The sequence below is a fragment of the Martelella radicis genome, assembly GCF_014196625.1.
Lineage (GTDB): Bacteria > Pseudomonadota > Alphaproteobacteria > Rhizobiales > Rhizobiaceae > Martelella > Martelella radicis.
Map to the genome: position 1 here is coordinate 1 of NZ_JACIDZ010000037.1, position 2,495 is coordinate 2,495.

At 58.0% G+C, this 2,495-nt stretch carries 2 protein-coding genes; both read left to right on the top strand.

Translation table 11 applies throughout. From position 1 onward, the window contains the following. Positions 1-112 precede the first annotated feature (112 nt). Positions 113-1,639 carry an IS21 family transposase gene (gene istA / locus GGR30_RS23185; protein WP_183491648.1) on the top strand — a complete coding sequence of 509 codons (1,527 nt, stop codon included), beginning with the start codon at positions 113-115 and terminating at the stop codon, positions 1,637-1,639. Beyond that, positions 1,629-2,411, top strand: a complete 783-nt coding sequence (gene istB / locus GGR30_RS23190) for an IS21-like element helper ATPase IstB (RefSeq protein WP_183491650.1) — start codon at positions 1,629-1,631, stop codon at positions 2,409-2,411. The genes istA and istB overlap by 11 nt, the downstream gene beginning before the upstream one ends. The last annotated feature ends 84 nt before the right edge of the window (positions 2,412-2,495 follow it).

The following is a 2,495-nucleotide window of genomic DNA, read 5'->3' on the forward strand; positions in this document are numbered from 1 at the left end:
TGTTGATTGCCACTGAGAACTGACCCGGTGTGGCCTGATATTTCCATTGAGAATTGACCCATGTTCCAACCTTCCCTCGCATGTTTTGAGCGGGGGCTATGGAGTGATTGACATGGCGTTATTGAGCGTGATCCGACGCTGGCATCTTAGAGAGCATCTATCGATCCGGGAGATTTGCCGCAGGACCGGCCTATCCCGGAATACCATCCGTAAATACCTGCGCGCCGGCGTCGTTGAGCCGAAGTTCAAGGTGCCGGAGCGACCGAGCAAGCTTGATCCATTTGCGGATCGGTTGTCAGCCTGGCTGAAGGCCGAATCCAAAAAGAACCGCAAACAGAAGCGGACGATAAAACAGCTGCATGCCGACCTGATCAGCCTTGGCTACGAGGGTTCCTACAATCGGGTGGCGGCATTTGCTCGGGAATGGCGTGGCGATCGGCAGAGAGAGCTGCAGACGACGGGCCACGGGACATATGTGCCCTTGGTCTTCGACCCCGGCGAAGCCTTCCAGTTTGACTGGTCGGAAGATTGGGCGATCATCGGCAATGAACGGACCAAGCTGCAGGTGGCGCACACGAAGCTGAGCTACAGCCGCGCCTTTATCGTGCGAGCCTATCTGCTGCAGACGCACGAGATGCTGTTCGACGCTCACAATCACGCCTTCCGCGTGTTCGGCGGCATTCCGGGACGCGGCATCTACGACAACATGCGCACCGCGGTCGATAAGGTCGGACGTGGGAAAGAGCGTGACGTCAATGTCCGCTTCCAAGCTATGGCCAGCCATTACCTGTTTGAACCTGAGTTCTGCAATCCCGCGTCCGGCTGGGAGAAAGGGCAGGTTGAGAAGAACGTGCAGGACGCTCGCCATCGTCTATGGCAACCCACACCACGCTTTCCATCGCTGGAAGCGCTCAATGAATGGCTGGAGCATCGCTGCAAGGCGCTTTGGGAACAGACCCCGCATGGGCAGATGCGCGGCACAATTGCCGAGATCTGGGCCGAGGAAACACCATCGCTCATGCCTGTTTCCAGACCGTTCGATGGATTTGTCGAATATACCAAGCGCGTCTCACCGACCTGCCTCGTGCATCTGGAGCGTAATCGCTATAGCGTCCCGGCATCCTTCGCCAACCGGCCGGTGAGCCTGCGGGTTTACCCGGAACGTGTTGTGATCGCCGCAGAAGGTCAGATCGTTTGCGAGCATCGTCGCGTCATCGATCGCTCCCATGACCGGCCGGGACAGACGATTTACGACTGGCGGCATTACCTGGCGGTGGTGCAACGCAAGCCAGGCGCGCTTCGCAATGGCGCACCATTTGCCGAACTCCCCGACGCATTCCGATCCTTGCAGCAATACCTGCTGAAGAAGCCGGGCGGTGATCGGGAGATGGTCGATATCCTGGCGCTGGTCCTTCAGCACGATGAACAGGCCGTCCTGTCGGCGGTCGACATGGCGCTGAAGTCTGGCGTTCCGACCAAGACGCATGTGCTGAATCTGCTGCACCGTCTCGTTGACGGCAAGTCCTTCACGCCGCCGACCATCGATGCGCCGCAAGCCCTGACGCTCATCAACGAGCCCAAGGCCAATGTCGAACGATACGATGCATTGAGAAAGGTGGAGAGCCGCCATGCGTCATGATCCAGCGAGCGGTGCGATCGTCATCATGCTGCGACAACTGAAGATGCACGGCATGGCACAAGCCGTCGGCGAACTGACCGAGCAAGGGTCGCCGGCGTTCGAGGCTGCCGTTCCGATCCTGTCGCAGCTTTTAAAAGCGGAAACGGCCGAACGGGAGGTGCGCTCGACCGCCTATCAGCTGAAGACCGCCCGCTTTCCTGCCTATCGTGATCTGAATGGCTTCGATTTTAGCAGCAGCGAAATCAACGAGGCGCTCGTGCACCAGCTTCATCGCTGTGACTTTCTCAACGACGCGAACAATATTGTCCTGATCGGCGGCCCCGGCACAGGCAAGACGCACATTGCGACGGCAATCGGCGTCCAGGCCATAGAACATCACCACAAACGGGTCCGGTTCTTCTCGACCGTTGAGTTGGTCAATGCGCTGGAACAGGAGAAGGCACAAGGAAGGTCTGGCCAGATCGCCAACCGGCTTGTGCATTCCGATCTCGTTATCCTCGACGAGCTCGGATACCTGCCGTTCAGCGCATCAGGCGGCGCGATGCTCTTCCATCTTCTGAGCAAGCTCTACGAGCGAACAAGCGTCATCATCACGACAAACCTCAGCTTCAGCGAATGGGCAAGCGTCTTCGGCGATGCCAAGATGACGACCGCACTGCTGGACCGGCTCACGCATCATTGCCACATCCTTGAAACCGGGAACGATAGCTTTCGCTTCAAGAATAGCTCCGCGCACGACACCAAAACGACGAAGGAGAAAAGAGGAACTTGACCACAACCGCAGATCCGAAACATACCTAGCAGGCGGGTCAATTCTAGGTGGAAACGCCGGGTCAGTTCTCAGTGGCAATCAACA